The sequence below is a fragment of the Campylobacter sp. JMF_04 NA10 genome, from assembly GCF_027737655.1.
Classification (GTDB): domain Bacteria; phylum Campylobacterota; class Campylobacteria; order Campylobacterales; family Campylobacteraceae; genus Campylobacter_B.
This window is the reverse complement of sequence record NZ_JAOVTZ010000007.1, coordinates 20,047-27,466: the sequence shown is the minus strand read 5'-3', so window position 1 is coordinate 27,466 and position 7,420 is coordinate 20,047. Positions and strand designations below refer to the sequence as shown.

5 protein-coding genes are annotated in these 7,420 nt (G+C 42.3%); 4 read left to right on the top strand and 1 reads right to left on the bottom strand.

Features of this window, described 5'->3' with window-relative positions; translation table 11 throughout:
• Window positions 1-396: 396 nt before the first annotated feature.
• Window positions 397-3,771 (bottom strand): DUF748 domain-containing protein, encoded by a 3,375-nt coding sequence (locus OFO12_RS07855; RefSeq protein ID WP_270870090.1) that lies wholly within the window; start codon window positions 3,769-3,771, stop codon window positions 397-399.
• Window positions 3,772-3,838: 67 nt separating this feature from the next.
• On the opposite strand from OFO12_RS07855, the gene OFO12_RS07850 reads away from it, so the two are divergent.
• From OFO12_RS07850 to clpX, 4 genes are read left to right on the top strand one after another with little or no spacing between them, the layout of a single operon-like run.
• A complete protein-coding gene (locus OFO12_RS07850; protein WP_270868981.1) occupies window positions 3,839-4,906 on the top strand; it encodes an epoxyqueuosine reductase QueH in 1,068 nt (355 codons plus the stop codon).
• A gap of 30 nt (window positions 4,907-4,936) precedes the next feature.
• Entirely contained in the window at window positions 4,937-5,395 is a 459-nt protein-coding gene (fabZ, locus tag OFO12_RS07845) for a 3-hydroxyacyl-ACP dehydratase FabZ (protein WP_270859936.1), read from the top strand.
• Window position 5,396: 1 nt separating this feature from the next.
• Window positions 5,397-6,185, top strand: coding sequence for an acyl-ACP--UDP-N-acetylglucosamine O-acyltransferase (gene lpxA / locus OFO12_RS07840; protein WP_270859935.1), 789 nt, complete (start codon window positions 5,397-5,399; stop codon window positions 6,183-6,185).
• A complete protein-coding gene (gene clpX, locus OFO12_RS07835; protein ID WP_270870089.1) occupies window positions 6,185-7,420 on the top strand; it encodes an ATP-dependent Clp protease ATP-binding subunit ClpX in 1,236 nt (411 codons plus the stop codon). The genes lpxA and clpX overlap by 1 nt, the downstream gene beginning before the upstream one ends.

The following is a 7,420-nucleotide window of genomic DNA, read 5'->3' as shown; positions in this document are numbered from 1 at the left end:
GTTTTACAGGGGTGGGGGTTGGTAAGGGGGAGGGTAGCGTCTCCTAAAAAGCGCGCCCTCCCCCTTACAGAGAATTTCAAATTTCGCTTAAAATTTAAAAAAATCGTTCAATGCAAAATTTAAGTAGAATTTTGCATTAAATTTTACTGGATTGCTTCGCTTCGCTCGCAATGACAGCAAATTTAGCGCAAGGAATTTTAAATTCGTAGATTGCCACGAATTTTGCTAACGCAAAATTCTCGCAATGACAATGGTAAGTGTTTCAGGGCAGTATTTTGCAATGACACACCCGGCGTAAATTTTGTCCGCTATTGTCATTGCGAGGAAAGGCACAGCCTTGACGAAGCGATCTACGACTTTAAAATTTTTACCGCTAAATTTGCAAAATTTTAAATTTCACTTCTCTACGCCAAGGCCGACGCTGATGAAGCTATCTTGCTTCGCGCTGACATTCGCAGGTTTTTTAATCACGATTTGTGAGTCTGAGACGCCCAAATTTGCAAGCGCGCTTTGCACGGATTTAGCGCGCGCGACGGCTAAATTCTCTAAACGCGAGGTTGTGAATTTTTGCGCCTGTATGAGTTTTTCAAATCCCTCTTCGCCACCCTCTTTTATACGGTGTTTCGCCCTTAGGCTCGCAATCGCAGCGTCAGATGAGAGATTTTCTTTTAGCATTAGTCTGTCTATATTTTCGTTTAGCGTGACGAGCTTAAATGCCCTAGTATCGAGCTTCTCGTTATATGCTGGGGTTATGGTGATTTTGATTTCTGGCTTTGATTTTGCAATCGTGGCAAGATTCTCGATTTTTTCGTTTTCGCTGATCAAAATCTCGCTACTAGCTGGCTCGAAGTCGATTCCATCGAGCGAGGCAGTATCGATTCCAGCGATTTTGCCTAAAAACCTAAACGGACTTAGCACGATATCGCTAAATAGCTTCGTCACAGCCCCCACAATCACGCCACCAAAGCTAAATTTCGGATCGTTTAGATTCCCACTGATTGGCAGGCTGACATTGATTTGGCCGTCGCTGTCTTTGAGAATCGAAATCGCTAAATCCAGCGGTAAATTCAGCGCGTCTTTGCTCTGCACCTTTTCGCCAAGCACGAGATTATCGAGGTTTATGTCGTTTGTGGCGTTTAGTTTGGAGGCGTTGATTTTATAATTTAGCTTTAAATTGCTCTTGCCACTTTTTATCTCATAGCCCACGAATTTCGCGCTGTATGGGGTGATATCACTGAGCGCGACATCTTTTAAAACCACGCTAATATCGCTTTTTTGCTCTGGTGCGAAAGGGTAGGTTTTTAGCGCTATTTGCCCTAAGCCACTTTTGCCCACAAGGCCGTTAAATTTGAGGTTTGCTTGGGATTTGTCGCTGATTTTATCTATTGTAGTTTTGATTTTGGAGACCGTGATATTTAGTGGCATAAAGAGCGTATCGTCGATGAAGTTAAACGAGCCGTTTTGCACGCTCACATTTGAAATATTCACGCCAAAAGCGCTTTTTTGCCCTCCGGCTTGGGCTTTTGGCGCAGGTGTTTTTGAGGCAGATTTTGGCGAAGTTTTGGCTAGTTTGGCTAGGTTTATCTCGCCGTTTTTGGCGATATGGATTTTCGCGTAAGGGGCGTTTATGGCTATATTTTTGATATCGATTTTGCTCTGATTTAGGCTTAGCGCGCCCACTTTTGCGCTATTTATGCTAAAAACTTTCGCCCCTTTTGCGTCGTTTAGGGCTAAATTTTTGCCCGAAATTTCAGCATTTAGCGCGAATTTATCGCTAAATTTGAAATTTCCTTTTAAATTTGCATTGCCGCTTGCGATTTTTGCGTTTAAAAACTGCTCCAAATACGGGTTTGCTTTGCGCAAATCAGGGTGAGCGACATCAAAATCAATGTCTAAGTTCAGCGGATTTATGGTGATTTTCGAGGTTGCATTGGCGCTTATTTCATCGCTTGCCACGCTTACTTTGGCGCTAAAAGGGGCGCTAAAATTGCTAGATAGATTTTGCACGCTAGCCTCAATTTTAGCGAGATTGTGGGTTATCTTTGGGGCTACGAAGCTCTCTGTGATTTTCGCGTGGCCGCCATTTAGCGCGATTTGCGCGATAGCAAAGCTAAATTTTGGCTCATTTTTGGCTTGGGGGATACTGCGCGCGGAGCCGTTATTTTCGCTAAATTGCGTGAAATTTCCCTCTGGGGCGAGTGTGTGTATCTGAGCTAATAAATTTTGCCTAAATTTCGCATTTTCCACCTTGCTAGGCGCGTAAGAAATCACGCTTAAATCGTTTATGCTTTTTGCGCCCTCTTCGCTAATCTCTGAGTTAAAAAACGGCGCGTCAATGCCGATTTTGTCGATATTTAGGGCAAGTTTATCTAGGGCAAAATTTAACTTTTGCACGCTTAAATTTTTAATTCCGCTAAATTTTTCGTTTTTATTGGCTAGGCTAAGCTCGCCAAATTTTGCCAAATTTAGGGCCAAATTTGAACCTTTTTCGCCCATTTGGAAGCTAAAATCATCTGCGCTTAAATTTGCCAAATCTATCTTGTCAAATTTCGCCAAGGCTAAATTTAGTGGCAAAATTTCGATTTTTGCGACTTTTGCCTCTGTTTTGGAGGCGTTGTTTTCGCCCATAAAATTTGCGCTGATTTGCGAAATTTCGCCACCCTTTGCGCTTAAATTTATTAAGCTATCATTAAATTTGCACTCGCCTAAATTTATCTTGTCTAAATTCGCATTTAAGCCTAAATTTTCGTCCTCTAAGCCAAATTTTAAACCAAAATCAAAAGCCCTGAATTCGCCCAAACTCGCGTTATTTTCTGCGCTTAGAAACTCGCTATTTTTAAGGGCGATTTCACCAGCACCCAAAGTGGCGGCTAAATTTTCCCCAAATTTGGCGTTAAAATCAATATTTGCAAGTGAAATTTGCTCCGATTTGATTAAATTTTGGCTAGCAAGCAGGGCAAGGTCATTTAGAGCGATTTTGCTTTTTTTCAAATTTAGCGCGATTTCCTCGTCTAAAATCACCTCATAAAGGGCATTTGCGCTGATTTTCCCACCAAGGAGATCAAGCTCTTTTATATCCAAAAACGATAGCCAAAACGGATTGATTTTGAGATTTTCTACGCTTAAATTTCCCTCGATTTTAAGCGGATTTAGGCTGATTGAGCCTGAGTGAAAGATATTATCGAAAGTCTGCGAAGAGGCGTTAAAATCGTGGTTTCCGATAGAATTACTAGCCAAATTTAGCCCAGCGATTTCGTAGTTTAAGCTACCAAGCTCGATTTTAAAGGGTCTTTCTAGGCTCAAATCTTCGTAAAAAACCCCGCCGTTTTCGATTTTGAAATTATCCAGTTTGACATTTATGCTCGAATTTTCGTCCGTTTCTTCGCTCTCGCTATTAGCATAAAGGCTCTCGAAATTAAACGAGCCGTTATTTTCGCGCGAAATGCTGATTTTAGGGCTTTGCAGGCGCAGGGTTTGGATATCTATGGTTTTGTTAAACAGCTCGCCAAATTTCAGCTTGACATCGATTTTCTCTGCCGAAAATAGTGGTTTGAAAGTCGAAAGCGAGGGAGCGGTGATGTTTAGCTCGTAGGTAAAGGGGTTAAATTTCGCGCTTTTAACGCTGAAATTTGCCTCGTTTTCTAGGATTTTTGGAACTGCTTTTTCGATGAGAAGTGGCACGCCAAAAAAGCCAAAAAGCGTGTAAAACGCGCCAAGTCCGCAAATGCTATAAATAAATTTTTTCTTGTGTTTTGCTAAAAATTTCACCATTTTTGCGCCTATTGATTGTTAAATTTAATAATCTAAAATTATAGCAAATTAAATTAAAAGGCTGATTTTGTTAGTTCATATCTGTTGTGCGGTGGATTGTGATTATTTTTTGCGCAGGTTAGCGCGCGAGTGCGATGAGCCCTTGGTGGGGTATTTTTACGACCCAAACATACACCCTTACAGCGAGTATTTGCTGAGGTTGGAGGACGCAAAGAGCGTGTGCGAGGGGCTTGGGATCAAATTTTACGCTGGGGTGTATGATTATGAGGCGTGGCTTAGTGGGGCAAAAGGCCTTGAAAACGAGCCAGAAAAGGGCAGGCGCTGTGAGTTTTGCTTCGATTTTCGTATGCAAAACACCGCCTGCTTCGCGCGCAGTATTGGCGAGAAAAAAATCACCACGACGCTTTTAATGAGCCCCAAAAAATCGCACGCCCAGCTTGTAAATTCGCTAGAAAAAATCTGCAAAGAGCAAAATTTGGAGTTTGTCGCGCCTGATTTTCGCAAAAACGGCGGCACGAACGAGCAGTTTGCCCTAGCCAAAAAAGATAGGCTCTATCACCAAAACTACTGCGGCTGCATGTTTGCGCTATGCGCACAGCGCACAGAGAGCGAAATTTACGAGCTTATGTCGCCAGTTAGCGGGGAAATACTGCCTGCTTCGATAGAGGAAAAGTTTAAAATTTATAAAAAAGTGGCGAAATTTAGGCGCGAGGGGGTAAAATTTGAGATTATCAGAGATGAGTTTTTAAACTACCGCTTGCTTAGGGCGTGGGTGAAATTTTCTGGGCAGATAAGGCCTTCGTTTATCTTACATAACTCCCATTTTAGGCGTGAATTTGTCAAATTTAGCATAAATGAGAGTTGCGAGAAATTTTACTGCGATAAGGGCGAGATTAAAATTTTAAGCCTTAAATTTTTCAACGAAATTTTAAAAACAGATTTCAAAAACACAGCTGAAATTTTAAAAAATCCGCCAAGCCTGAAAAAACAAGAGCAAATTCGCGCGAAAATTTGCGGTGCGCGCTCGCTTTCGCCAATCATCGTCGTAGATGAAATTTACCCAGCCAAAGTGGAGATTTACGCGCTATCTCGGATATTTTTAGATGTTAGGGAAATTTTAGTAAAGTTAGGGTAAAATGGCAAGAATTTTTATCAAGGATACGAAATGATTGACATAACCGAAATCTTAAACATACTCCCGCACCGCTACCCGTTGCTTTTGATCGACAAAGTTACCGATATGGATATGGGAAAAACGATAATCGCTTACAAAAACATCACCTATGGCGAGCAAATTTTCCAAGGACATTTTCCGGGCCACCCGATTTATCCTGGCGTGATGATTATCGAGGGACTTGCCCAAGCTGGGGGAATTTTGGCGTTTAAATCAATGGAAGCCGAGGGCACGGATTTAAGCGATAAGGTTGTGTATTTTATGAGTATCGACAAGGCGAAATTTCGCAAACCAGTGCGCCCAGGAGACCGCTTAGAATACCGCTTAGAGGCGATTAAACACAGAGGCAGAATTTGGCAGTTAAAGGGCGAAGCGTATATCAAAGATGACGCAGGAGGCGATGTTTTGGCAGCCGAGGCAGAACTTCAAGCAATGGTAATGGATAAATAAAATGAGCAAAATTCATCACACCGCTATCGTAGAAGATGGCGCAGTTTTGGGCGATGATGTCATAATCGAGCCTTATGCGTTCATAAGTGCTCAGGCCAAAATCGGCTCTGGCACACTCATAAAGCAGGGCGCGCGCATCATCGGCGATACTACAATCGGCGAAAATTCTAAAATTTTCTCTTATGCGATTGTGGGCGATATCCCGCAAGATATCAGCTTCGAAGTAGGCGAAAAAACAGGCCTCATAATTGGCAAAAACGCCACAATCCACGAATTTTGCACCATTAGCTCTGGTTCGCACAAGGGAGACGGATTTACGCGCATTGGCGATAATATCTTTATGATGGCGTATTGCCATGTGGCGCATGATTGTATTTTAGGCGATAATATCATTTTGGCAAATTCAGCCACTTTGGCTGGGCATGTGCAAATGGGCGATTACGCAGTAATCGGCGGTCTAACCCCCGTGCATCAATTCGTCAAAATCGGCGAGAGTTGCATGATAGCAGGGGCTAGCGCGCTTGGACAAGACATAGTGCCGTTTTGTCTAGCGGAGGGAAACAGAGCCTATATCAGGGGGCTAAATTTAACAGGAATTCGCCGTAGATTTGACAGAGATACGGTCGAAATCATCAACAAAGCGTATAAATTTTTGTTTAACCAAGGCGTGGGATTAAAAGAACAAGCCGAAATTTTGATAAACGAAACAGATAATGAGCATGTGAAAAAAATGTGCGATTTTATATTAAACACAAAACGCGGAATTCCGCTAGATAAGGGTAGAAATTAATGTTAGATAAATGCAGTTTTTGCGGCTTTACAGAAAAAGATGGATATACGATATTTCCAAACGAAAGAGGCACAGTAGCGATTTGTAATTATTGTGTAGATCAGCTTTATGCGGTAATTCATGGCGGGGAGGTCGCGAAAAAGAGCGAACGAATCGCAGGTGAGATAGATTTCGAGGCGATTAAACCAAAGGCTTTAATGGAGGTTTTGGACAGATATGTAATCGGCCAAGAAAGAGCGAAAAAGATTTTTAGTGTGGGTGTTTATAACCACTACAAACGAATTTTTCGCAAAGATGAGATAGAGGGCGACGATACTGAAATTTCAAAATCAAACATTTTGCTAATCGGTCCGACAGGAAGTGGCAAAACGCTTATGGCGCAGACTTTGGCTAGGTTTTTAGATGTGCCTATTGCAATCAGCGACGCTACAAGCCTAACAGAGGCTGGATATGTGGGCGAAGATGTCGAAAATATCCTAACTCGCCTGCTTCAAGCAGCCGGTGGCGATGTCGAGAGGGCTCAAAGAGGCATTGTATTTGTCGATGAGATCGATAAAATCGCTAGAATGAGCGAAAATCGCTCGATTACGCGCGATGTCAGTGGCGAGGGCGTGCAACAAGCGCTTTTGAAAATCATCGAAGGAAGTGTGGTAAATATCCCGCCAAAAGGTGGCAGAAAACACCCTAACCAGGACTTTATTCAGATTGATACGACAAATATTTTGTTTGTTTGTGGCGGAGCGTTTGATGGCATAAACGAGATTATCGGACGCAGAATCGGCAAAAATGTGCTTGGTTTTGGGCAAGAAAAACGAAGCAAAAAAGAAAACCAAAATTTGCTTGGCATGGTAGAGGCTGATGATTTGGTGCATTATGGGCTAATCCCTGAGCTTATCGGCAGACTTCATGTCATGGCGAGTTTAAATGAAATCGACGAGGCGGCAATGGTTAGAATTTTAACCGAGCCAAAAAATGCGATTTTAAAACAATACCAAAAACTTTTCGCAATCGACGGGGCAAATTTGAAATTTGACGATGAAGCTCTAAGCGAGGTAGCAAAACTTGCTATCAAGCGCAAAACTGGTGCTAGGGGACTTAGATCGATTATTGAAGAGATTATGATTGATATAATGTTCGACCTACCAGAGCTTAGTGGATATGATGTGATTATCTCAAAAGAGGTAGTCAGCGAGGGCGCAAAGCCGATATTAGTAAAACAAAATTTAACTGCATAG

Bases quoted from the DNA above. Each gene is read 5' to 3' on its own strand.
- fabZ (WP_270859936.1), top strand. From the start codon at position 4,937: ATGATTGACATAACCGAAATCTTAAACATACTCCCGCACCGCTACCCG.
- lpxA (WP_270859935.1), top strand. From the start codon at position 5,397: ATGAGCAAAATTCATCACACCGCTATCGTAGAAGATGGCGCAGTTTTG.
- clpX (WP_270870089.1), top strand. From the start codon at position 6,185: ATGTTAGATAAATGCAGTTTTTGCGGCTTTACAGAAAAAGATGGATAT.
- OFO12_RS07855 (WP_270870090.1), bottom strand. From the start codon at position 3,771: ATGGTGAAATTTTTAGCAAAACACAAGAAAAAATTTATTTATAGCATT.